Raw genomic sequence first — 23,715 nt, 5'->3', positions numbered from 1 at the left:
AATTTGTGAGTGAAAGTGAGAACCTCTACGTGCCTCCCGTTTGACTAGGCTTGGCATGTCACTTCTATGATCTACGCGTGATCAAATCGCCTCCGCGCTGCCTGTCCGCCGGAAGTCCGCCCCGGCCCGGAGGTGGTCGTTATGGCGCCAGCACATTTGGAACGAGCCCTGGTTCCAGTCCCATTGCGGCATGGGGCCAAGCAGAAGCCCCATGGCGGTCAGATCGGTTACGGTTTCAGGCGCGAGGCGTGACTCGACGTAGAGCGTGTAATCGTCTTCGAGCGGCAGCATGCGGGGAGCATTGGAAGCAGACTGCGGGTCCATGCCGAAATCGAGTACATGCACCAGCATCTGGGCGACGGTGGCATAGACATTGCCCGGTGTGCCAAGAGCGAGCCAGGGCGCTCCATCCTTGAGCACTAAGGTGTTGCCCAAAATGTTGCGCATGCGTGCGCCGGGTATTCGGAAATTGGAGAAGTGCGCGTTCATCGCGGTTTGCTCATGCGAGCCCATCATGAAAACGCCGTCTACGGCCATGCCCGGAATACCACCGGACTGGATGGTGTTCATCATCTGAATCCAATTGCCATTGGCATCGACGATGGAGATCTCGCAAGAACCAACGGGCGGCTTGCGGCTGGCGCTATTCCAGCCGCTGGCGGCCAGGGCCGCGCTACCACGCGTGAGGCGCACATGCTCGGTGAGGTCGACATGCGGGCGGCTGGCTGCAATGAGTTTCGCCTGCTGGGCGTGGTACGCTGGATCCATCAGCACAGCGCTCGCATCGCCAGCAACGACGGGATCGTGCATGAAGCCACAGGCCTGCTCGGCAAGCCGCAGGGCATGAGCCATGGTGAAGACGTAGTCGGCGCCGAAGGGCTCCATCGCGGTGATGCCGGCATGATCCAGGATACCCAGGACCATGGCGCAGAAGGCGCCCTGTCGTTCGGGTGGCGCGAGGCCGATGATTTCATGACCCCGATGGGCAAAGCGCAGCGGAACCTGCCAGCGTGGCGGATTGCTGGTGAGGTGATCGAGCCGAACGGGCCAGCCCAGATCATTGCCAGCGGCAACAAAGGCCTTTGCCCAGCCACCGGTGGTGAAAAAGTCTGGGCCTTCTTCCGCCAGGGCCTTCATGGTCTGAGCCATGGCCGGATTGCGGACGACTTGGCCTACCGGCGTCAAATAGCCTTGCGGCATGAAAACGGCGCGGCCAGATTTAAAATAAGTGCAGAAGGGCGCAGCAAAGACGTTGACGCCGTATTCAAAAGACGAAACGGCGTGGCCACGCTCGGCCCATTCGACGGCTGGCGCGCAGAGATCGGCCCAGCTTTTGCTGCCGAAGCGTTGGTGAAGGGCTGCGAGGCCCGGCATGAAGCCCGGAATGGCCGCTTGCGGCCCAGGTGCGCCCTCGCGGGCCCAGCCCCCAACCCCATTGATGGGACGGAAAGGCGAAAGATCGGGTGCGAGCGTACCCAATGCATTGAGCTGATGCGCCTGGTTTTCGGCGCCGTCCCAATACAAGCAGGAAACCATTCCGGCGTGGCTGGTGAGATGTGGTTCAACGACTGCCTGCACGAGCGCCGCGGCAATGGCAGCGTCCGCAGCATTGCCACCGGCCGAGAGGATGCCGACGGCCGTCTCGGTGACGATGGGATTGCCCGTGCTGGCCACGGCTTGACCTTCGGCCAGGGGTTTGGGACCCTGGTCGGCAATGTAGCTCTCTAGAGGGCGCATGTTTACTCCCGTGGCTCCATGGCGTCGCGCAGACCATCGCCCAGGAAGTTCACCGCTAGAACGGTAAAAAGAATGAGCAGGCCGGGCGGTATGGCGAGCCAGGGTGCCTGCGACAGCCAGGACGATGCACTGTTGAGGAGGTTCCCCCAGGTCGGTACAGGTGGCTGGATGCCAAAGCCGAGGAAGGACAGCGCAGATTCCAGCATGATCGCGCTGCCCACGGCCAAGGTCGAGGCGACTGTGATGGGGCCGATGGCGTTGGGGAGGATGTGGCGGAACATCAGGCGCGGACCGCTGGCGCCGAGGGCGCGGGCAGCTTCAACAAACTCGCGCTCGCGCAAGGCAAGGAATTGGCTGCGCACAAGGCGTGCCGTACCCATCCAGATCAAGATACCAACAATGGCGACAAGAAGCGGCGGGCTGGGTCGGAAGAGGCCGGAGAGCAGAAGAACAAGCGGCAGGGTCGGGATGGACATCATCACATCCGTAAACCGCATAAGGATGACGTCGGGTATGCCGCGATAAAAGCCAGACACGGCTCCCACCAGCGTGCCGACAATGCCAGCGATCATAGCGCCAGCCAGACCAACGGCGAGCGACACGCGACCACCATGCAAGAGACGAGTCAGTGCATCTCGCCCCAATTCGTCCGTGCCAAGCCAATGTTCAGCAGACATGGGTCCAGGCATGCCGAGCAGGTCGAAATCCTGATAGTCATAGCTATATGGCGACAGCATGGGGCCGATTGTAACAGCTATGCCCAACAGAACGAGGAAGGCAGCCCCGATCACCGCGAGGCGACGCTTAAGAAAACGCTTCAGGACACGGCGCCAGTAGGTTTGCGGCGGCGCAGCCGGGTTGATGGCGCCGGGAACCGTTGCGTCAGTCATAGCGGATCCTTGGGTCAAGCGCGGCGTAGCAGATGTCGGCCACGATGTTAGCAACGACGATGGCGAGCGAGCCCATCATCATGAGGCCCATCAACATGGGATAGTCGCGTCCATCCATGCTTTCCATGAAGAGCCGGCCAATGCCAGGCCAAGCGAACACCGTTTCGGTGATCACGGCGCCCGAAATAATCGTCACAAAGTCGACTGCAATAACTGTGACCGCAGGGATCATGGCGTTGCGCAGGGCGTGAAAGAAGAGCACGGCCTTTTCGCCACGGCCTTTGGCATAAGCGGTACGGATATAATCCTGGTTGAGTACGTCGATCATGCCAGAGCGAATGAACCGGCTCCAGCTGGCGACCGTTGCCAATGACAGAACGGAGGCGGGCATGATGATGTGGCGCAGCCGGTCAATGAAGGATCCATCACCGATGGACTGATAGCCCGCAGAGGGCAGCCAGCCCAGTTGCACGCTGAACAGCAATTGCAGCAGCAGTGCTAGCCAGAAAACAGGCGTGGAAATACCGGCAAAGCTCAAGACAGTCACTGTACCGTCCAGTTTTGAGCCCCGGCGCGCCGCGCTGATCATGCCGACGGGAACGGCAATCAGGAGCGAGATGATCATGGCGAGCCCACCCAATTGCAGGGTGGGACCAAGCCGGTAGACGATTTCGTCTAGAACCGGACGGCCAGTGCGGATGGAATAACCCCAATCGCCGACTAGGACAGCCTTGAGCCACAGGAAATACTGAACCGGCACGGGCTGATCGAGCCCATAGCGGGCTGCAATCTGGGCAAGAGCTTCCTTGCTGACAGACGGGTTCTCCGCATAGATGTCCAGCGGCCCGCCTGGGGCAAGCTGAATGATGGCAAACAGTATAACGGAAATGCCCAACAAGAGCGGGATGGCGCCCAAAAGGCGTCGAACTATATAGGCTAGGCTCATCTCGCTCCCTGGGGTCGCGGAGCTACCGGCCCTGCAAAGAGCAGGACCGGTGCGCCGATCAAAGTGTCGCTCTTGCGGGCCTAGCCCTCAAGATACCATTCTTTGGTGTCGACGAAATTGGTCATGTTGGTGGGATTGGGAACGAAGTTCTTGAGTTCCACCGGCTTGGCGATGACCGAGACACCCTGGAAGAGCGCAATAGCGGGCAGGTCTTCTGCGATGATGTGCTGCATTTCGGAAGCAGCCGCCTTACGTTCATCGGCGTCCAACGTGTTCTCGAGGCGCTCGAACACGGCGTCGAGTTCGGGATTGGAATAGCCCTGGCCGTTGTTCTCGCCTTCCGAACCGTAGAAGGTGGAGTAGACCGGGTCAGCCGAAGTGATCCAGCGACCATAGATCAGGTCGTAACCGCCGGAGTAGCGGGCTTCGCGATAGGCAACACCGGTCTTGTTGTCTGCTGTGGCTTCGATGCCGATTTCCTTGAGCTGGGCGATGATCACCTGCTGCACGTTCTCGTCGTCGGCGCGGCCGGACTGCACCACGAAGGCAAAGCTCAAGCGCTTGCCGTCCTTTTCACGAATGCCGTCGCCGCCACGGGCAAAACCGGCCTCATCAAGCATCGCGTTCGCGGCTGCCGGATCATAGGCATATTCGGGCGTCGTATCATCGTAGAGGTCGAAAAGAGGCAGAACCAACGACTTGATCGGGATTGGGAAGCCACCCTGCACACGGATCAGCGTCTCGCGATTAATGGCATGAGCTACGGCCTTGCGAACAGCGATGTCGGCCAGCAGTTCGTTGCGGAAGTTGAAGTCGAGGTGACCCCAGCTCAGCTGCGGGCCGACGATGATTTCGACGCCCTGAGCACCTTCAAGCTGCGACGCGCGGCCATAAGGGACCGAGACAGCCATGTCGAGTTCGCCGCTCTGGAGCTGCGTGACCAGAGTGTTGCTGTCGGTAACGATGCGGAACACGAGGCGATCGAGGTAAGGCAGCTGATCACCATCAGCCGACTTGCGCCAGTACTCGGGGAACTTGTCGCAAACAACATACTGCCCGCGCACAAATTCGCTGACCATGAACGGACCGGTTCCGATCGGCTTCTCGTTGTACCAGGAGGTGTTTAGGTCTTCGCCTTCCAGCAGGTGCTTGGGCATAATGCCGAAGGTGAAAAGGGTCGAGGCGAAGTTCGGCTTCACCGTGTTGTAGTTACAGATCACGGTGTAGTCGTCCGGCGTATCGATGCTGTCGATGTCCTGCGTGCCGTCTTTGGATTCCGCAATGAAATCTGGGTTCTTAACAGCTTCCCAGGTGAACTTGACGTCGGCCGAGGTGAAAGGTGCGCCGTCGTGCCACTTAACGTTTTCATTGAGATGATAGGTGATGGTCATCTTGGAGCCGTCCTCGGAGAGGACGATGCCGCCATTCTCCAGCGTCGGCACTTCCTTGGCGAGAACCGGGACGTAGCGCGCGTCCTTATCGGGGGCGATGAGGCCCTCGATGACAGTGTGCTGGGCGTCGGCAAGAAAGCCCGTGGAATAGGTATTCATGGTGTCGAGCTCATAGGTGAGGCCGACATTTAGGGTGCCCCCGGCCTGCTGAGCCATGGTGGGCAGCACGCGCATGGTGGCAAAAGCTGTCGAGCCGGCGAGGATGCCCTGGAGCACAACGCGGCGTGTTAGTTTCGTTTTCATGTTCCCGTCCTTTGCTAACGCTTGGATATAACTGCCGGTTGGTCCGGCTTTTTAGTAGCCTTTGTGGCGATCGACGATGTGCAGCACAGGTTCGCCGCTTTCGAAGCGGCGGATGTTTGCTGCCATTTCCTTGACCGCCATGTGTTGGTGAGTGGGTGCCGCAACGTGCGGAGAGAGCCGGATCTTGGGGTGTTTCCAGAGCGGATCGTCTGCCGGTAGGGGCTCGATGCGGAAAACATCGAGGGCTGCACCGCTGAGCTTGCCGCTATCGAGGGCAGCGATCAGATCGGCATCGACCACGTGCCCGCCGCGTGCGCCATTGATGAAAAAGGCACCATCGGCTAGCACACTGATAACGTTTGCGTTCACAATGTCCCGCGTTTCGGCCGTTAGCGGCAATAGATTGACAAGGATATCGGCGCCGCGGGCAGCCTCAAGCAATTGGTCCATCCCAGCGAAGGTGGTGGCGCCAGGAATGTCATGCCTGGAGCGTGCCCAGACCCGCGTATCGAAGCCAAAGCGTACGAAGTGTTCGGCCACGGGACGACCGAGCGCGCCCGCGCCCAAGACAGTGACTCGTCGTTTGTTGGCGAGCTTTTCCACTTGCGGCGTCCACTCGCCGCGTTGTTGCTGCTCGGCGTAAAGGAAAAGGTTGCGGTGCCAGGACAGAGCCTGGGCCAGAACCCATTCGGCCATGCCAATCGCGAGACCCTCGTCCACCAGGCGCACAATGGGAAGTTCCTCGGGCACTTCGCCGCTGGCCAGCAAATGCTCGATGCCGGCATTAAGCGAGAGGACCAGCTTGATTCCCGGGACGGCGCGGATAACGCCCGGCAAGGGACGGCCGACCACAATGAAGGGGACCTTCGGGTCACCCGCCTTGGGCTGCTCGGTCAGCACCTCGTAATCCGGCAATTCTGCACGGAAGAGTTGGGCCAGGTGTTCGGGGTTCCCGCGAGAGGCAATAAATAACCGTTTCATGACGGCGAGCATGATGTGTCCAGCTTGGATCATGCAACGGCCGAAAAAATTCAAATTCCCCGCACTTCAGCTCATGCAAACGGATCTGATGCACAGAAATGGTGGTTCAGCGCGCCGGGGTTGGCGCGCTCTTGAACAGGGTGCTTGCGATTTGGGCAGCGCCGCTCAGGCCAGAGGGTTGGACAGGTCAAGCTCGTGGCTTTGGATACAGGCGACGCGATGGCCATTGGCTGCCTCTTCCAAGGGCGGCACGACTTGGGCGCAGCGCTCGATGGCATAGGGGCAGCGGGTGCGGAAAACACAACCCGACGGTGGGCTGACCGGGCTTGGCAGGTCCCCCTTGAGGGTGATGCGTTCCCGGCGGATAGTTGGATCGGGGACCGGAGCGGCGTCAAGCAGCGCGCGCGTATAGGGATGGCGCGGCTTGGCGTAGAGACCGGCCGCCGTACCCATTTCCATGACGCGGCCGAGATAAAGGACGATCACACGGTCGCACAGGAACTCGATAACTGACAGGTCATGCCCGATAAAGAGCAGTGACAAGCCCAGGTCCTTGCGCAGATCCTGCAGGAGATTGATGATCTGCGCCTGAATGGATACATCCAGTGCCGAGACGGGCTCATCTGCGACGATGAACTCGGGATTGACGGCCAAGGCTCGTGCGATACCGATGCGCTGGCGTTGTCCGCCGGAAAACTCATGCGGGAAGCGGGCAGCGGCAGTGCGTGGCAGACCAACCTTCTCCAGCAGGTCGCCAATGCGCTGGTCCCGATCCTTGCGGGTGCCGATGCGGTGGAGCATCAGCGCCTCGCCCAGTGTCTGGCCCACGCTCATGCGGGGGTTGAGGCTGGCATAGGGATCCTGGAAGATGATCTGCATGCGCGAGCGCAGGCTCTTGAGCTCGGCGGGCGGGAGCGCCGTAACGTCCTTGCCGTCAAGATGAACCTTGCCTGCGGTTGGCTCCACAAGGCGCAGCACGGCGCGGCCCAAGGTGGTTTTGCCCGAGCCGGACTCCCCGACCAAGCCGACCACTTCGCCGCGGCCGACGGTAAACGACACGCCATCAAGCGCCTTGAGCGTCACGCCTGGCTTGAACAGCGTCTTGCCCAAGGGATAGTGGACCTTGAGGTCATCAACGACCAGGAGTGGCTCAGCCATTCACTTCGTTCCAACGGATGCAGCGGGCCCGGTGCTCGGGAACAACTGGCAAGAGAGGGGGCACCGCTTCGCGGCATTGGGGAATAACCCAGGCACAGCGCGGGTTGAAATCACAACCGCGGGGCGGATTACGTGGATCAACAACGCTGCCCGGGATGGCACGCAGCCGCAATTGCTCGCCGCGTGCGCGCGCAGCGTGATCCACGACCGGCAGGCTGCCCAGCAAACCTTTGGTGTAGGGATGGCTCGGGCGGGCAAACAACTCCCGAACGGGCGCCGTCTCGACAATGCGGCCGCCATACATCACGGCGACACGGTCGGCGACTTCGGCAACAACACCCAGATTATGGGTGATGAACAAGATGCCCATGCCGATCTCGCGCTGCAGGCGTCGCATCAACTCCAGAATCTGCAACTGCACGGTAACATCCAGAGCCGTCGTCGGCTCGTCGGCAATCAACAGGGCGGGATTGCAGGCCAGGGCCATGGCGATCATGACGCGCTGGCGCATGCCGCCTGACATCTGGTGGGGGAAAACCTCGGCACGGCGGGCAGGATCGGGAATTTCCACCAGCGCCAGCATCTCCACTGCGCGCGCCCAGGCCTGCTTGCGGGTGAGGCCCTGATGAAGGCGCGCAGCCTCGGCAATCTGTGCCCCCACTTTCTGGGTGGGATTGAGCGAGGTCATCGGCTCCTGGAAGATCATCGAGATCTCGTTCCCGCGGATGGCACGCATCGCGCCTTCGGGCTGCTTGACGAGGTCGATCACCTGCCCGGCGCGTGTGCGGAACAGCATTTCGCCTGCAGTGATCGAACCGACGCCCTTGGCGATCAAACGCATGACCGAAAGGCTGGTGACCGACTTGCCCGATCCGCTTTCGCCAACCAGCGCAACAGTCTCGCCCTGGCCAATGGTCAGGTCCACGCCCTTGACGGCCTGGACCACACCGGATTCTGTCCGGAACTCGGTGACGAGGCCTTTGATGTCGAGCAGCGGCGTTGTGGTTTCAGCCGTCATGGGTTGAGTTGCCCTGCCCTTTCCATTTCTTCGGCGATCCAGGCCAATGGCACATGGCCATAGCTCAGGAGACTGTCGTGGAAGCTGAGCGTGTCACCCTTCCAGCGCTGGCGCAGCGCCTTGATGCCTTCAACGCCGATCCAGTACATGAGACGCGAACCTGGCAGCATGGAATTGCGCACCACTTCGCCTTCGACGCGGGCCGGAGCAAACCCGGCTTCGCGATAGAAGTCCATTGCCTGCTCAAGGCTCCAGTCGCCCAGGTGGGGCTTGATGTCGACCAGCACGCTCGCCGCGTTGCGGCGCTCGAACTGCTTGAGCAGCAGCATCTCGGCCGGCGAATAAAAGCCGGGCGCTTCCATGAGGAGGTCTTCCACGTAGCAGGCCCAGCCTTCGATCAACGTGCCAGAGCCCAAAAATGCCAGGCCCAGCGCACAATCGGTGCCGGCTAGACGCGCGATGCGGGAGGCGGCGGCGCGGGCGCGGGTATTCTGGGTGTGGTGCCCAACGCTGCCATGGTGCACGGCATGAATGGTTTTGACCATGGCCGTGTTGTTGGCGCGCAGAAATGCCGCTTCGTCGTCACCGGGTGGAGTGATCCAGTAGACGCTGCCAGCGCCTGGATTGAGCGCAGGAGGCGAACGGTAGAACAGGAAATAAAGCGGCTGGCTGATCTTGCGGAAGCAAGGCGCCATCCAGCGATAGTCGAGGTCATATTCCTGGGCCGGCGTCACAAGGCTCGAGCCCTGCGCAACCGCCTGCACGTCCAGGTCCATGTAGCTGTCGAACACGGCTTCCGCATCGGCGGGATGGATGTCGGACAGCTCGGCGATGATGTCCTGCCATGACCGATAGGGATCGATCGCTCTAGCCATTTCGACCATCTCGTCGCCCATGCGCCGATAAGCAGTCTCTGCCATGTCCACCGCTTCGCGTGGCGACATGGGCAAGCCATGCAATTCGCCCATCAGCTCGGTGAGATAGGCTTCGCCACAGGCGGGATCAGCATCGGGTTGGCCATCGAGTGCCGAGGCAAAAACCTCAAAGGCATTGGCCGCACGGCGTGCCGGCTCGGCCCAGTCGTCAGCGAATTCTTCGTGCAGCTTTATGTCGGTGCGCAGGAACCCGACCATGGCCGTGGCTTCCTTTTGGGCGCGCTTGACCCAACCTTCTGGCGCAGGAACGCCCTGAAGGCGTTCGATGGCATTTTCAAGGAAAGCCGACATGCCGCCCAGCCGGGCAATCAGCGCCTCATGGCGGATCGGCATGGATTGCGGCAGGAGCAGCGAAATGATCGCGAAGGCCGCCTCGCCCGAATACCAGGCAGGATTATGGAGGCGCGGCCGCGTTTGCGCGGCAAGGCGTTGCATGCGCAACTCGGCCAGCATCATTCGCCGGTCCAGGCGATCGCCCAAATTGTCTGGCTCAGCGCTGTTTTCGAGCTGCATAAGGAGCGCATCAATGCCCTGGAGTTCTTCTGCCAGGGTCTCGGGACCGGCTGGCGGAAGCAGGCTATCGTGGTTCTTGTCGCCCATGAAGGTCGCATCGACCGGACGGAACCGCCAGTGATGCGCCAGAAACGCATCAACCAGCGATGGATCAAAGGCCAGCGTCATACCAGTTTGCCCGGCAGATCGACCCAGCGGCGCTCGAAATGCGCCTGGATCACGGCATCGACAATCTCCTGGCTCTTGGCGCCATCAAAGAACGTGCATTCCTGCGGCCGGTCTTCGAGGATTTCATCCACGAAATGGCGCACGAGGTTACGGTAGTAAAGTTCGGGCCACGGGGTGTTGAGCGTGGTTCCAGGCGGCAGCGCGTCGGCACCCACATCGTAGGGGATGAATTCGACGGCCTCGGCCTTGGCGATCTTGAGCGTCTCGGCCGTGCCGAACTCTGAAATCAGCCGCGCAACGGCTGCACCCTTAGAGCCATAGACGCGGATCTCAACGCCCGGGTAATTGCCAACCGCCACATAAGACGTCTGCAGCAGCCCCTGTGCGCCATTGGCGTACTCGACAAGCGCGACAGCGCCGTCTTCAACCTTGATCTTTTGCAAGCCCACTTCCCCGCGCACGATGCGCTCGGGAATGAAGTTCTTCATGGTCGAGGCGACCGAGCCGAACTCGCCACCCAGCCAGCGCATGAGGTCGATCAGGTGCGAACCATAGCCGACGATCGAGGCGGGGATCAGCGAATTGCGGTCAACGCCCGGCGTGATCTGGCGCAGCGGTTCCTGCGGGTCGAGCCATTGGGAGTTCTGCTCAAAGCCATGGATATGGAACACTTCGCCAAGGGTGCCGTCATCGATCCACTTCTTGATCTGCCGAATGGCAGGCGAATAGCGGAAGGTGAAACCGAGCTTGGTGCGCACGCCCTTGGCATCGGCCTTGGCGGCAGCGTCAAAGGCGGGGGCGGCTTCAGTGTGCAGCGGCTTTTCCGAAAGCACGTGCTTTCCGCCTTCGATCGCGAGCAGGCTCAGCGGCAGATGGGTATGGGTGGGCGTGCACACGTCCACCATCTGCACGTCCGGATCGGCAATCAGCTTTTCGGGGTCGGAATAGACTTTCCTGGCCCCATATTTTTCGCCCATCGCCTTGGCGCGATCAGGATCGATATCGCAGACGGCAATGAGGTCGACGCGTTCATGCGCCTTGTATCCGGGAAGGTGCGCCTTGTCGGCCCAAGTATGTGCGCCGATCAGGCCGACGCCGAGCTTAGAAGTCATGGAAGGGTCTTTCCGATCTCGGCGGCATAGGCCTCGAGCTCATCATAATTGTGGAAGCCGAGTTCGCGCTGGCCGTCCTCGATCTCGTAGATCATGCCCACCATCTTCTCGTTGAGGCGGGTATCGGCACCGGCCTTTTTGCCGAACTCAATGAGCTTGCCAGCAAAAGCGCGGGTTTCGGAGGGCCGCTTGCGATAAACAATGTCCCACCAGATGCCCGATCCCTTTTTCTTGAAGTTGTGGGTGGGCTTGTTGTCCTGGTCCTTCTTAAGGAGCCAGATGGCGTGGTTGACGTTGTCGATCAGCTTCTTGGTGTCCTCGGCTGTCTTGACCCGGTAATTGGCGGGATCAAAGAAGTCGAAGGCCTGAACTTCGATGCCATTTGCGTCGGCAATTTCGAGCGCTTCCTTGACCACTGCACCGGCAAGGCGCGCATAGCGTTCCACGCCCAGCGTATCGCGGATCTTGGCGTCGGCCAGGGCAGAAAACACCACCTGGGCGGAATAAACTTCCTTGGCCCAGATCTGGCCCCAGATATGGTCGGAATACTGCACCTCGGTCAGCGCCGAGAGCGCGTCGCCGATCTCCTTGAGGCGCGGCGTCATTTCACCGTTCATCTCGCCCAACTGGATCGGCCCCTCATGTACGAACTCGACATAGCCCGGGTCGACCAGCGCGCCACCGTAATTGGGTATGGAGCCGATGATGATGTCCTTGCCGGGCAGGCCCGCCTGGTCGAGCAGCGCCACCATGTCGGGCTCGTTGAAGCCGTTCTGGTAGGACACCACAGCGCTCTGCGGCGTCAAAAGCGGCACGATCTGCTGGAGAGCCTCCAGCGTGTGCTGGGACTTGGTAGCAATCAAAACCACACCCAGATCGCCGGAAAGCTGGTCGGGCGTCGCGGCCCTGACCGGGATGGTCATGTCGCCGCGCACGCCGTCGATGCGCATGCCGCCCTGGTTGAGCGCGTCCACGTGCTCCTTCCAGCGGTCGACCAGCAGCACATCGTGCCCGGCCTTGGTCATGTAGGCTCCGGCCAGCCCGCCAATGGCGCCGGCACCGATGATCGTAAATTTCATGGGTTCTGCCTCTTAGTTGGCAATCTGGGGGAACATGGCGAGGCTTTCCGGCGAATTGGCGTAGGAATAGAGCGCCTTGATGAAAGCCGGCCGTTCGGCATCGGTCACGCGTTCGCGCACCTTGCGCACCACTTCGTTGCCGGCCCAATAGGACGAGATGAACGGACCGCGGAAGGGGTGGGCGGCCATGCGCAGGCGGCCCTGCACCCAGGCTTCCTGGCCCATGGCGGTGGTGCGAAGGTAATTGGCGACGTCCTCGCGCGGCACGCCTTCCACCATCAGCATCCAGGCGGCGCTGGTCTGAGCGGCACTGCGCACGCGGCGCAGCTCGATATGGATTGCGTCGTCATCATCCTCAACGAAGTCGATGAGATGAACGCCCTGATCTCCGATGCCTTCCTGCACGCAGCCAGTGATCGCGTCGGTCGTGATGAGGAGCGCATCGGCTGGAGCTTCGCCTGCATCAACGGCCGCCTTGGTCGACAGCAGCTGGGTCGAATGGCCGGGATAGACTTCGTGGCAGACCAGATGCTTGAGCGCGGCGCGCGTGAAGCTCAAGTCGAAGTTGAGGTCCATCTTGCCTTCGTTGAAGGAGCAACGAGCGGTGTAGAACATGCCACGCACCGGGTTGAGGACCATGTCATAGTCGCCGGTGTCGAAGATCATGGCATCGGTCTTGGCCTTGGCTTGCGCCATCAGCTCGCGAAACACTGTCTCGACCTGTTCGGCGGGAACGGCGCGGGCTTCTTCCCAGGCAGCAACGCGCTCGCCCAAGGAGCCATTCACGAAACCGGAGCGCTTGAGCACCGCGTCGAGCTTGGACCGGGCGTCCTCGATCACGGCTTCATCCTCGCGGCCGGCGGGAGCGCCCACCAGTTGGGTGACCTTTTCCTCAAAGCTCGGGCTTGCGCCGGCCAGCATCTTGGTGGCGGTGCGCACGGAGCGGATCATGCCTTCAAGGAACACCTTGCGCGGCCCGGCTGGCAGCGCACTGGCTGCCGATGCGAGCTTGTCGAGATCGGCCTTCATGGTCTCGACATCGCTGTATTCGCGCGGCGCGATGCTGTCCTTGCCAAGATAGATCGGCACAAGGCCTTCGCCGCCTAGCAGGCTGCGATCAGCAGGCTGGCGACGCTCGAAGGCATCAATGCCCATGGTGATGGATGTGAGGTCGCGACCGATCTCGAAGGAGTTCATGGTGATCTGGCTCAGTGTTCGAAGATGGCGTCGGGATTGCGGAAGGACTTGAACTCCAGCGCGTTGCCGGAAGGGTCCAGGAGGAAGAACGTGCCCTGCTCGCCCGGCTCGTTTTCGAAGCGGATCTTGGGCTCCATGACAAATGCGTAGGAGGCGTTGCGCAGGCGCTCGATCAGCCCGTTCCAAACGTCCCAAGGCAGCACGGCGCCGAAATGGTGCAACGGCACCATGTCATTGCCCACCTTGGACTTAGCCTGGGGCTTGGGATCGTTGTTGATGTGGGCGGACAGCTGGTGACCAAAAAAATCAAAGTCGATCCAGTTTTCAGCTTCTCGTCCAACCTTGCAGCCGATGATCTCGCCGTAGAAATGTCGTGTGGTTTCTTTGTCCTTCACGGCAAAGGCCATGTGAAATGGGATCATTTGGTCGGTCCAAAAGGGTCAACGAGGTTGGCGGCGTCTCTGCCGGCCTGCGAAAAAGCTAACCGCTTGGCGTCCTGCCGCAAGGCGCATAAAGATTGCGCTTGCATGAGTCTATGGAATGGTAATCTTTGAAACGACGCGTTCTTCCTTCCCTCAACGCATTACGAACTTTCGAAGCAGTAGCGCGACACAATTCCTTTACCCGGGCGGCAGAGGAGTTGAACGTCACCCAAAGTGCCGCTAGCCGGCTCGTGCACAGCCTCGAGGACTATCTGGAGGTGCCGCTGTTCACGCGTCGAAGCCGGCGTATCCAGCTTACCGACCAGGGGCTCTATTACAGCCGCCTTGTGAGCCGTTCACTCGATCTGCTGGAGGCCGGTACGGTGGAGCTGATGTCCTCAAAAGCGGGCAAGGGAACATTGTCGGTGGGGATGTTACCCACGTTCGGCACGCGCTGGCTCCTGCCGCGCCTGCCCTCGTTTCAGAAGCTTTATCCGGACGTTTCGGTGAATGTCGTTTCCAGCGACGGGGAACTTGATTTCACGCATGAACGCATCGACATTGCCATCCGGTTCGGCCATGGCCAATGGACAGATGCCCTGATCGACCCGCTGATGAGCGAAGAGGTCCAGGTCGTCTGCTCGCCGGTGCTGCTGGAAAACCGCCCTCCCCTCACCTCACCAACTCAGCTCAAGCAATATCGCCTGATCGATCACTCTACGCGCCCCGATAGCTGGGAATATTGGTTTCGCTCGATCGGTGCGGACCTTCCTGAAATCAGCTGGGGTCCGCGGCTGGAGCACTTCTTCATGATCATCGAAGCGGCCAAGGCTGGGCTCGGCATGGCGCTGCTGCCAACATTCCTGATCGAGCAGGAATTGCAGAACGGCCAGTTAATTTCCCCATTTCCCGAACGGGTAGCAGGTCCCGGAGCCTACTACCTTATCACGCCGGAAACCAAGGCCGGCCTGCCCCGCGTCATGGCGTTTCGAAAGTGGGTACTAGACCAGTTAAATTAAACATTGAGTTGTCCCGGCAAGAATGAGACCGACCGGCATCCACTCCATTGCGGCCAGTCGAGTTTGTCTTGCTCGACATCAGGTCATCTGCCGACCGGCATCTTGGGGATGGAATCCCGCCAGTCCGCTTTCGACTGCGCGGTTCATGAAGCAGTCATTCGTTTGCCGCCGTTCATCCCGAAGGATCGCATAGGGATGCAATCGCACATGCTGATTAGAACAACGTTTCGGCGTCACGTATTGCGGTAACCGCTCGCCAAGAGCTTCTCGACATTATCTGGAGCAAGCCTACCCGCGACGTCGCAGACGACATCGGTGTATGTCAACCGCCACGATCTGCGCCTACTGCAAGGGCAACGACGTCCCTGCACGGCCTCGTGGGCACTGGCTGAGTGCTGAGGGCTCAAGGCGAACGAAAAAAGTCCAGCATCCCACCGAGAGGAGCACACTTCACAATTTGTGGGAAGGGACACTGATGCCCCTTCGCTTAAGCAAGGCGAAATGCCTATTTCAGAACGGGAACCGGCTCGCCGACGAAGTCGGTGGACTTTGCGGTCGGTGTGTAGTTCTCAGGCGCCACACGAGTCTGCTTCAGTAGCCACTCAAAAAAGTCCGGCTCTGCCCAAGCAAGGTCGTCTGTTTCTTCATGAGTGGCACCTTCATACGCTGAAAAGCGAAGCTCGCGGTCGCCCCCAAGCTCCTTCAGCTTCTGAACCATCTGAGCTGACTCGATGAACCGGACAGTGTCGTCGTTGGTGCCGTGGAAAATCCAGAACGGCGTCCAAGCCCTTACGCGATCGAGATAATGCGGGATACCTCCCCCTGACACGGCTACCACGGCCGCATAAACGTCCGGATAGTTCTGGATGATCTGGAAGGCCGAAAACGCGCCACGACTGTTGCCAACGAGGTAGATCCGATCGCGATCAACGTGATAGGTGGATGCAATTTCCTCCACCACCGCAGCAACCGACTCCTGTGGAAAGAACTCCTCTTCGCGGGGATTGCGTGGAGACACCATAATGAACGGATAGTCGCCAGCAGCTACCAGCGCCGGGAGAGAATTTTCCGCCACCTGCTCGAGATCGGCGGCACCACCACCGTGCAGATAAACAATGAGCGGATAGGCCTCCGCAGCCGTCTCGTCGTAGTTGGCCGGCAGGTCAAGGAGATAGTCCATTTCGACCTGGACTGGCTTACTCATCGTATGCTGGGTCTGCTCGGCGTATGCAGAAGGCGACATCGCCAAGGCTGAGGCTGCCGCCATCACTGACCCCAGACCAATGGAAACTAGGCTTTTTTTCGAGATCATTTGGTACCTCCCATATTGAATCTCATGCTCGTATCTGAGACTCCTTCCCCTAGCCAACCATGGACCAGACGACGCTCAGCTGCATCCGTGGAATTCAAGGCACGAAAGCATTGGTGCCCTGAAGACGCTCTCTACGGACCACGTCCGTAACTTAGTTCTTACGCGCGGGATCCGTTGTCAGTTCCCAGTGGTGCGGCACGGAAAGAACAAGCTCCTTGAGGTCGGCTGGAGCGACGCTGTCCTGGACGCTGTCTCGACCCAGAACGGCGGCCGTAGCAAAGGCCACCATGCGTTCACCTGCGAACTTCATGTTTTCCGGATGCTGGGTGGCAAGGCCATGGGGACCAAGGAAAACAGAGATGTCTTTGAGCCCGGTCGCGCGTTTGTAGGTGTCAAGCGAGCCTTCAAGGCCCTCGACATAATCCCAAGTGCCTTTGACAATCTGTAGCGCCGGCCACTTGTCTACGCCCGCCAGAGCGCTGCTATCAACATAGTAGGTTGTGCTGAAATCTTCGCGTAGGGCGCCCTCAATTGCATCATGCCCGGCCACGCGGTAGCCGAGACCTGCTGAGTTTGGTCCGTAGAGAATGGCGCCCTTGATGTTATCGAGTCCAACCGGCTCCTCGCAACCCGCATCCGGCACATCGAAGTTGCAGTTTTCGACGAAGTTCTTTTGCATGAACCACTGCGTCGCATAGGAGCCTCGGGAGTAGCCTCCAATCACAACCGGCACTTGGTGAGCGGAAGCTCCATCGAGAAGGAACCTCGCCGCGTCGGCGCCTTCGTGGACAGCGCCTTCCGGCGTAAGCAGGCGCAGACCGTCGCCGCTATCGAGCTGCGTGAGTTCGCGGAAAATGTCGTTGGCTTGTTCGGCTGTGTTGTAGCCGTTCTGCCCACCAGAAATGCCATTACCGCGACGATCGGTAATCAGGACGTCAAAGCCTGCCTTGCTAAAATCATGGAGAAAGCCGCGCCAGTAGCGCATGCCGGTTTCCTCCGACAGGGCCTCGTCAGCATTGGACACATAGTTGCCGGTCGCCGCCTCAAGGACATAGGCCTCACTCGCGGGATTGTCGATCGAAGTGATCTCCCCACCGCCGCCATTATTGAGGATAACCAGCGCCCGAACTTTCTTGCCGCTGCCGTCGTCGACACCGGTTCCCTTGATGAACCAGCCGCGCAATTTGATGTCGCCGGAAAGATCAAGGTGATTCCGCTCGTAGCTATCGCGCGGAACAGTAAATTCGACGATGTAGGTCTTTGCATCAACCTCGGCGATCGGCTCATTGTAGGGTGCGTCGCCAAAAAACGCAGGGCGCCGAATGTCGGCAAGGTCCACATCGCCCTCAAACTCAATGCCGCCCTCTGGAACAACAGTACCGGTGTCCCGCGGCTCAAACTTGGCAAAGCCACGGGCACTGGTCAGCGTTTTCTCTGCGCATGCTGGATCAGCTTTGCAGGCTTCCCATTTCTGCCTAGCCCGGGCATCGGTGAACTCCTCCACGTAGAAGTCGCCTTTATAGTCTGCGGGGATGAGTTGATTGGTCGGCATGAACGGTAAACAGACATCCGTTCCGTCCCAATCGGCCAGGTAGCCTGGAAGTTCAGAGTTTCGGTCCACGTTGACCCGAATGGTGCACTCGGGTGTAGGTGTCCCGGGATTGACGACGCTTTGTGCAAATGACGGGCCAGTTGCTAGGACTACGGCAAGCGCAGTGGCGGACAGGAGTGTTTGATGCATTTGATCCTCTTTCACAGTTGCGGTGGCTCCGGGCCGCCGCTGGTCCGGAGCCAAGTTGTCCTATCGGTGACAGAGCCTATCCGCTGTCTGCCGTGCCTGGTCGGAAGCTTCGCTGACCGGCAGGAAAGTTACGTTCTGCGCCAGAGCGATAAGGCGGTCGGCGTCCTCGTGGAGCAGCAGTCGCTGTGATACTTGGATTTGCGCCTTGTCTCGCACGACGCAGGCATAGCCTTCTGCGGTGCCATAGCGCTCTTCAAGCGAAGGCCGCGGATCACCGGCAGCTTCTTGTTCGGCGATGGTCTCCGCAAATGGGATGTAGCCACCGGTCAGGCCGCCTCCGCAAGGTTGACCGGCAAAGAACCCGGCCTTTGTCGCATTCCATCCCGTGTAGGTGCCCAATGGCGCCTGGTGCAGCAAGGATGGATACCCACTCGTCTCGTTGCCATCTGCATCTACCTTGGGCATCAGCGGAGGAATCGTTTGCTTAATGGACGGTGGCTGGTTGCTCAACACGCCCGAAAAGTCGTTGTAGTTGAGATCTGGACCGAAATCGTAATCCATCAAACCGATGGCCAAGCCATCGGGGCCGATCGTGCCTGGAATTGCAGGAAAGCCCATGGCGCTGGCGGTGTTTTCAGCAAGGTCGCCATTGGCCAGCGTCGGATAGGCGCTGGGCGGCGGCTCAATGCCGTCCACGACCCAATCGATCAGGGCAAGCCCTAGAGCATTCATCTGTTCTGTCTGGAAATTAGGATTGTTGAACAGAAGGCATGCATTGCTGGGTTCGCCAGCCAGCGCGAAAGTACTAACCGACGCGCCACCATGTGTGTTGCCTGGAAAATAGTATCGACGGACATTGTCGGGCAGCGGAAGGTCAGCCTTCTTGTCAGTACCGGTTAAGGCTACGGTGAAAAGGCGGGCGTTGAATTCGGCGGCACCGAAGGTTTCGAAAATCTTCGGGCAGGTATTGCTTTCTGTGCATCGGGTGAGAAGGCCACCGGCCTTGCGGCCGCGCACGGTATCCTCATAATCATTCCACCAGAGCACGCCCTCGCCACCTGGCTCATAGAGCGTGCCCGAGCCGCTGGGCACGCCAAAGCGCACATTGATGGTGGTCAGACGACCGGCTATATGCGGATTGGCACCATCGAAAACTATGCGGTTTTCTTCGTCTTGGTTGAAGCCAAGCAGCAGGAAGGTCTTAAGGGTGTTGCCCGACTGGGACACGCCCTTGATAACCGCGTGGTTGATCGCACCAGCCACCGGATTGGTCTTGTCTTCCGAATAGCGGAAGAAGGATGCCAAGTCCCGCATGCCCGCAAGGCCCAGACCGAGCACCAGCGGGTCCTTGGCCTCGTAGACCACTTCATAGAGATAGGCTGGATCAAAACCATCCTTCACGCAGAGCTTGCGCGGGTCTGGTGTGCCAGGGAAGGGCGTGGTGCTGCAATCGGCAAAGGCCCAATCCTCGGCGGCAACTTCGGTAATGGGACCGAGTTCGCCGGTGCGCTTTTCAGAGGATTTCATGATGAGGCTGGCTTTGCTGGTATCAAGCGAAGCGGCGTCATAGGGAATGGCACGGCCCAGAATTGCGAGCGGCGCAGTATTGGTGTCGGGTTTCGGATCAACGATACGGGCAAGAACCTTGCCGGTGATCGAGCTGCCATCCGGGTTTGTCGCAACGGGCACATTGGCTGTGTAATTCGTGGCAGTGGGGGCGATGTCGCCCTGCCAGCCGCTTAGCAATTGCACATGACCGTAGGCGTTGGCGCCCACGCTGCCTGTGCTACGATTGACGATGTCGTACCAGAGCAGTCCGCTGGCATTGTCCATGTCGACAGGCTTGGCCAGGGTGAACTTGGTGTCATACTCAACGAGGCCTTGGGCATTGCGCGGGGCAAGCGCAATGTCGGTGATAATGGCATTGAGCGGGTCAGTGGGATCGACAGCGCCATAGGCGCGCCCGGTGATCAGTTCGTAGTCGCCAACTGCATTCCCGCGATCGGCGCCGTTGCTGACTATAGTAGTTCCAGTGATTTCAATCCGGGTTATCTCGGCCCGAGCGAGGCTGGTTCCTGCGACCATGGTGGTGAGACTGACGCCAGCAAGCGTTAAGGCTCGCAGCGAGGCGGCAATAGATACGATGCCGCCGGATCGGCTGAGTTTCATTGCAATGTCCTCCCGGGCCATTTGGCCCTGCACCGCATTCGGGGCGGCAATACATCCGCAATGTAGGGAACTAAACCTGTCGCAGTCCTGTCGTGACAATAATTTGCGCCAATATGTGCGCAAAAAATTTCACATTGACCGTGATGTAACTGCGCATCTTGGCTGCTAGAACGGCCAAAAACCCAAGAGGACGAAGCGGTCGTGACGGCAAAAGAGGTGGACGATCAGACGAGCGAGAGCAACCGGCGGTTGGTATTCCGGATCAAGCAGGATATCATTGCCAACCGGTATCGTGCCGGCGAATGGCTCCGTCTCGCAGACTTGGAACAGCGCTACGCGGCCAGTCGCAACGAGGTGCGTAAAGCGCTCGCGGCGCTGGCCACCCTCCGTGCGCTCGAACATGTCGAAAACTATGGCTATCGCCTAGCGACCTATGACGCCGATCAAGCCCGGCAGAACGCTGAGGTGCGCCTTGTGCTGGAGACGGCAGCTGCGGCGTGGATCATCGAGCGGATGAGGGGCGAGGACATCGTCACGCTGCGAGAAAAGGCGGAGAAGTTCGCGTGGAGTATCGAACATGCCGATCTGGGCGAGATTGACCTATCCAACCACGATTTCCACCGTGCTCTGATCGCCCTGTGCGGCAATGCCACCATGGCACACATGGTCAATGAACTTCGGGAACTGGCGCTGCCATCACAATACCGACCTTGGACGACCGTCAGCGGTATGCGGCGATCGGCTGAACAGCACTTCGCTATGATTGACGCGCTGGAACGGCGTGATCTTGAAGGCTTTCTGAGCGTCACCACTGCGCATATTCGACGGTGGAACGATGCGGACGACGATCGCCTAGCTAGAGGATAGTTTAGCAACTGTTTGGCAATTTAAGCCGATCGAGACAGATCTCGTCACATTGCGCATCCCGGTTGAATTGACCCTAAAAATTTGGCGCATGTTCGATTTTGTGGCCGCAATAGAAGCTGATCACTTGCTTACGATTGCGTTTAGAGATCGGGCAACACTCAACACCTGGATCGAGAATGACGAGCAAGCCTGATGGCAGGTCTTAGGAAGGCCCGGCTCGACGTCGAATGGCGAAAGGGGGGTCGGTAGCCCACTGCCCCTTTGGCGATCTTTGATGTCCACGGCCGTAGGGCCCGTTGCTCAACCGTTCCTCTGCCGGCCACTTTGGCCATAGGAGAAACGTAATGGGTATCTCACAGTATGATCCTGCTGCGGCAGGGAGGCCAGCTTGGAACGCCGGCAAACAGGTCGGCGCAAAACGCGCTCTAAAGATCAAACAGGTATGGTCGATCCGCTTCTTCCTCGACCGCGAAGGTCGAATGCGAGATCGAGCGCTCTTTGATCTGGCGATCGACAGCAAACTACGGGGATGCGATCTGGTGAAGATCAAGATCGGCACACTCGTGGCTGGCCCGACAATCCGTTCTAGATCGATGGTCATCCAGCAGAAGACGGGCAGACCTGTTCAGTTTGAGATCACCTCAGACACAAGAACCAGCCTGCTGGCTTGGTTGGAGCGACGAGGCGGCACGGTCGATGACTTTGCGTTCCCGAGCCGCGTCGATGCTGATCGCCACCTGAGCACGCGTCAGTACGCGCGCCTGGTAGACGAATGGGTCACCGCCATCGGTCTGACACCGCAGGAATATGGCACCCATTCGCTGCGCCGAACCAAGGCGTCGATCATCTACAAGGCCACAGGCAATTTGAGAGCCATTCAGATATTGCTCGGGCATAGCAAGATAGAGAACACCGTGCGGTACCTGGGTGTCGACGTAGACGATGCACTCTCGCTGTCTGAGGCAACGGAGATTTAAGCCCTGCGGCTTTGCCCATTCTGGGCAGAGCCGCTACATGCCCCTGCCCTGCCCGTCTTCACTGCGCCCCCTTTCCGGCCGTTCGACTGCCGCTTGCGGCGTCCCGAAAGCCGACATCGCTCACGGCGTAGCCAAGCGCAAGCCGATTACTTCGGCGTATATGTTCGAATCCCACCCGGTCTGCCACTTTGGTAAAAACCGGGAACGCCGATCCCGCCGACGTCCCTCCTTTGGTGGCTACCGGCGTCCTCAATAGGGTGTTTTTTGCTGCCTTTGATGTAGATCGCGTCGTCCGCGATCTCGGCGTGTTGGGCGAAGGCGCGGACATGTTCCCGCCGATAGCCGCCCTTTCCAAGCCGGAGGCGAGTGCGAGCTTCGCTTGCCAGTTCCGGCACGGCCGCTTTGGCGTCAATCTAAATTCAAACAGCAAAGCGCCCGATGGGTTGCACCGGGCACTTCTTTCTCAAGTCGCCTCGAGATTACTTGGTAGCGAGGATTTCGAAATTATGGACGTTTGCCACCACACCGTCGTCCCATCCACCTGAGATCATTTCTGAAGCCTTTTCATTCAGGAGTCCGGCGACTTGTCCGGCAAAGTGCGCTTCGCGGCCAGAGTTGTCGGCAAAGATGTCGAAGATGGCGAAGTTAGTCTCGTCAATCTGCAGCGCCGCCCAAAACAATGTCTTGGGTTCAGTTTCTGCGACGATGGGGCCGGCGGCGGTCAGCAAGGCTGCCAATTCGGGGCCTTTCCCTGGAGCAGCTTCGAGCTTGATGTAAGTTGCGGTCGTTGCCGTGGAGAGATCAACCGGCGCCTTGACCGACAGGACATCGGAGTTGTTGATATTCGCGACAACACCGTCGTCCCATCCGCCGTCGACCAGCGCGTCGGCGTTTTGCTTCAAAGCCGCAGCAACCGCTCCTGAGAAGTGAGCGTCGCGTGCTTCTTCATCTGCGAAGATGTCAAAGATTGCGAGCATATCGTCAGCTTGCAGAGCAAACCAAAGTACAGTTCCCGGCTCTGTTTCCCGCACGATAGGTGCGGCACCTGCCAGAAACTCCGCGAAAGCTCCGGTCTGGCCTTCGGCGGCCGGCATGGCGATGTAGCTAGCTGTATGATTTACCATTGGGTTGTCCTGTGCAATTGCAGAAGTTGTGACCAGCGCCAGTGCGGCGACTGTCTGAAGGATTTGCGTTTTCATGGTCGTCTCCTGATTTGAAGTGCTTCAGGTTTGGTTTCGATGCACTCTTGTCCCATGCCGAATGCGCCCGAACCCAATTCAGAAATTCTATTCTTTGATAGACATGGACTATTGAAGTTGGTTTGATGGCGTGGCTGGAGATGTAACGGAGAATGCGGCGATGGAAATGAACCAGATCAGGTATTTTCTCGCTGTCTGCGAGCACCGAAACTTCACCCACGCAGCCAGCGCCTCCAATGTCTCCCAGCCTTCCTTGACGACTGCGATCAAGAAACTTGAAGACGAGCTTGGAGGTGACCTGTTTGTCAGGGACCGAGCGGGATGCAGGCTGACGCCGCTGGGAAGACTCATGCAGCCAAGATTGCAGAAGGCTCATGATGAGACGAGACAGGCGAAGGCGGAGGCGGTCCGTCATATGCGCTTGGAGCGGGTTCCAATCTCTGTTGGTGTCGGCGAAACGATTGGCCACAACAGGATTTCGGCAGCTATGGAGCGTACTCGTACGCGATTGCCGCAAGCCGAAATCGAATTGATCGTTGCGTCAACCTCCGAGCTTCTTGCCGGGTTACGAGATGGTGAAT

20 protein-coding genes are annotated in these 23,715 nt (G+C 59.5%); 4 read left to right on the top strand and 16 right to left on the bottom strand.

Annotated features, from left to right (window positions below; genetic code table 11):
* Positions 1-81: 81 nt before the first annotated feature.
* The 12 genes from DDE77_RS16010 to DDE77_RS15955 all read right to left on the bottom strand — a co-directional run bounded on the left by DDE77_RS16010 (position 82) and on the right by DDE77_RS15955 (position 13,850).
* Positions 82-1,737: a gamma-glutamyltransferase gene (locus tag DDE77_RS16010; protein WP_108398497.1), complete on the bottom strand. Its 1,656-nt coding sequence runs from the start codon at positions 1,735-1,737 to the stop codon at positions 82-84.
* Between the two features lie 2 nt (positions 1,738-1,739).
* The gene (locus DDE77_RS16005; protein WP_108398496.1) at positions 1,740-2,627 is read right to left on the bottom strand and encodes an ABC transporter permease; all 888 of its coding nucleotides are present in this window, start codon (positions 2,625-2,627) and stop codon (positions 1,740-1,742) included.
* Positions 2,620-3,573, bottom strand: coding sequence for an ABC transporter permease (locus tag DDE77_RS16000; RefSeq protein WP_108398495.1), 954 nt, complete (start codon positions 3,571-3,573; stop codon positions 2,620-2,622). The genes DDE77_RS16005 and DDE77_RS16000 overlap by 8 nt, the downstream gene beginning before the upstream one ends.
* A gap of 80 nt (positions 3,574-3,653) precedes the next feature.
* Complete coding sequence (locus DDE77_RS15995; protein ID WP_108398494.1) at positions 3,654-5,267, bottom strand: ABC transporter substrate-binding protein; 1,614 nt, start codon at positions 5,265-5,267, stop codon at positions 3,654-3,656.
* A 51-nt stretch (positions 5,268-5,318) separates the two neighbouring features.
* Positions 5,319-6,248, bottom strand: coding sequence for a 2-hydroxyacid dehydrogenase (locus DDE77_RS15990; protein WP_157959888.1), 930 nt, complete (start codon positions 6,246-6,248; stop codon positions 5,319-5,321).
* Positions 6,249-6,413: 165 nt separating this feature from the next.
* Positions 6,414-7,406 (bottom strand): ABC transporter ATP-binding protein, encoded by a 993-nt coding sequence (locus tag DDE77_RS15985; protein ID WP_108398492.1) that lies wholly within the window; start codon positions 7,404-7,406, stop codon positions 6,414-6,416.
* Positions 7,399-8,424, bottom strand: a complete 1,026-nt coding sequence (locus tag DDE77_RS15980; protein WP_108398491.1) for an ABC transporter ATP-binding protein — start codon at positions 8,422-8,424, stop codon at positions 7,399-7,401. Before DDE77_RS15980 ends, DDE77_RS15985 begins: the two co-directional genes overlap by 8 nt.
* Positions 8,421-10,040 (bottom strand): DUF885 family protein, encoded by a 1,620-nt coding sequence (locus tag DDE77_RS15975; RefSeq protein ID WP_108398490.1) that lies wholly within the window; start codon positions 10,038-10,040, stop codon positions 8,421-8,423. The genes DDE77_RS15980 and DDE77_RS15975 overlap by 4 nt, the downstream gene beginning before the upstream one ends.
* Positions 10,037-11,152, bottom strand: coding sequence for a Gfo/Idh/MocA family protein (locus DDE77_RS15970; protein WP_108398489.1), 1,116 nt, complete (start codon positions 11,150-11,152; stop codon positions 10,037-10,039). Before DDE77_RS15970 ends, DDE77_RS15975 begins: the two co-directional genes overlap by 4 nt.
* Complete coding sequence (locus DDE77_RS15965; RefSeq protein ID WP_108398488.1) at positions 11,149-12,231, bottom strand: ketopantoate reductase family protein; 1,083 nt, start codon at positions 12,229-12,231, stop codon at positions 11,149-11,151. The genes DDE77_RS15970 and DDE77_RS15965 overlap by 4 nt, the downstream gene beginning before the upstream one ends.
* A 12-nt stretch (positions 12,232-12,243) precedes the next feature.
* A complete protein-coding gene (locus DDE77_RS15960; RefSeq protein WP_108398487.1) occupies positions 12,244-13,428 on the bottom strand; it encodes a hypothetical protein in 1,185 nt (394 codons plus the stop codon).
* An 11-nt stretch (positions 13,429-13,439) separates the two neighbouring features.
* Entirely contained in the window at positions 13,440-13,850 is a 411-nt protein-coding gene (locus DDE77_RS15955; protein ID WP_108398486.1) for a VOC family protein, read from the bottom strand.
* Positions 13,851-13,978: 128 nt separating this feature from the next.
* Here DDE77_RS15955 and gcvA point away from each other — a divergent pair, with 128 nt between their 5' ends.
* Positions 13,979-14,869 (top strand): transcriptional regulator GcvA, encoded by an 891-nt coding sequence (gcvA, locus tag DDE77_RS15950; protein WP_108398485.1) that lies wholly within the window; start codon positions 13,979-13,981, stop codon positions 14,867-14,869.
* Between the two features lie 505 nt (positions 14,870-15,374).
* On the opposite strand, the gene DDE77_RS15945 is transcribed toward gcvA, so the two are convergent.
* From DDE77_RS15945 to DDE77_RS15935, 3 genes are all read right to left on the bottom strand, one after another.
* Positions 15,375-16,181: a carboxylesterase family protein gene (locus DDE77_RS15945; protein ID WP_108398484.1), complete on the bottom strand. Its 807-nt coding sequence runs from the start codon at positions 16,179-16,181 to the stop codon at positions 15,375-15,377.
* A 151-nt stretch (positions 16,182-16,332) separates the two neighbouring features.
* Positions 16,333-17,922, bottom strand: coding sequence for an alpha/beta fold hydrolase (locus DDE77_RS15940; RefSeq protein ID WP_108398483.1), 1,590 nt, complete (start codon positions 17,920-17,922; stop codon positions 16,333-16,335).
* A 60-nt stretch (positions 17,923-17,982) separates the two neighbouring features.
* Positions 17,983-20,091: an alpha/beta hydrolase domain-containing protein gene (locus tag DDE77_RS15935; RefSeq protein WP_157959887.1), complete on the bottom strand. Its 2,109-nt coding sequence runs from the start codon at positions 20,089-20,091 to the stop codon at positions 17,983-17,985.
* Between the two features lie 201 nt (positions 20,092-20,292).
* Between DDE77_RS15935 and DDE77_RS15930 the strand changes: the two genes are divergently transcribed.
* Both DDE77_RS15930 and DDE77_RS15925 read left to right on the top strand, forming a co-directional pair.
* Entirely contained in the window at positions 20,293-20,958 is a 666-nt protein-coding gene (locus DDE77_RS15930) for a GntR family transcriptional regulator (protein ID WP_108398481.1), read from the top strand.
* 344 nt (positions 20,959-21,302) lie between these two features.
* Positions 21,303-21,935 carry a tyrosine-type recombinase/integrase gene (locus DDE77_RS15925; protein ID WP_108398480.1) on the top strand — a complete coding sequence of 211 codons (633 nt, stop codon included), beginning with the start codon at positions 21,303-21,305 and terminating at the stop codon, positions 21,933-21,935.
* 479 nt (positions 21,936-22,414) lie between these two features.
* On the opposite strand, the gene DDE77_RS15915 is transcribed toward DDE77_RS15925, so the two are convergent.
* Complete coding sequence (locus DDE77_RS15915) at positions 22,415-23,134, bottom strand: hypothetical protein (protein WP_108398478.1); 720 nt, start codon at positions 23,132-23,134, stop codon at positions 22,415-22,417.
* A 160-nt stretch (positions 23,135-23,294) separates the two neighbouring features.
* On the opposite strand from DDE77_RS15915, the gene DDE77_RS15910 reads away from it, so the two are divergent.
* Positions 23,295-23,715: LysR family transcriptional regulator (locus DDE77_RS15910; protein ID WP_157959886.1), on the top strand; the 421-nt coding region annotated here is incomplete at its 3' end.

It is taken from the genome of Devosia submarina (assembly GCF_003056345.1).
Classification (GTDB): domain Bacteria; phylum Pseudomonadota; class Alphaproteobacteria; order Rhizobiales; family Devosiaceae; genus Devosia; species Devosia submarina.
The sequence above is the reverse complement of the archived record's forward strand: the minus strand, read 5'-3'. Positions and strand labels throughout refer to the sequence as shown.